The organism is Enhygromyxa salina (assembly GCF_000737335.2).
Lineage (GTDB): Bacteria > Myxococcota_A > Polyangia > Nannocystales > Nannocystaceae > Plesiocystis > Plesiocystis salina_C.
This window is the reverse complement of the sequence record NZ_JMCC02000314.1, coordinates 1-588: the sequence shown is the minus strand read 5'-3', so window position 1 is coordinate 588 and position 588 is coordinate 1. Positions and strand designations below refer to the sequence as shown.

Sequence of the window (588 nt, the reverse complement as noted above, 5' to 3'; positions counted from 1 at the left end):
CGAAGAGAGTCACGCAGTGGCAACCGTAACCTCGGACGAGAGCGCCGAGGTCCTGGTCTACGATCAGTCGGATGCTCTCCAAGGCCAAGTCCACATTTGGGAAGACGTGGACGGCGTCTGGTTCGTCGTGCTCGACTACAGCGACGGCTATAGCCAGATCACGCTCGCGCCCGGCACCGCTCCGGTGGTCGAGGGCACCTTGTCTGCCGAAGAAGTGACCCGGCGGGCAGGCGCTCTCGCCATGGAACTGGGCTTCGCGCCGCAGGCCCAACGCGGATGGGGAGGTTGCCTGCTCGGTGTAGCAGCCGCAGGGGTCGCCATCGCAACGGCGAATCCCGCAGGCGGCATGCTGGCGTCGGTCGCCGTCGGGTGTGGGTGTGGCGAGTTGATCCTCGGAAAGGGCAAGTCAGCATGCGGCGAGTTCTGGTAGCCGGGCTCGTCGGCCTCGTTGCTGTTGCGACTGTCTGGATCACGACGGTCGCAGCGCAGCGAGACCTATGGGTCTGGGCGTTCATGACGCCGGTCTTCAGCGTCGCCTTCATCTCCCAGTGGTTGCGCGCGCGGCAGCGCGGCCACGAGGTTGACACT

The 588-nt window shown here is 65.8% G+C and carries 1 protein-coding gene; it reads left to right on the top strand.

Features of this window, described 5'->3' with window-relative positions; translation table 11 throughout:
• On the top strand, positions 1-430 hold a 430-nt coding region (locus tag DB30_RS41055), incomplete at its 5' end, for a hypothetical protein (protein WP_205633229.1).
• Between the last annotated feature and the right edge of the window lie 158 nt (positions 431-588).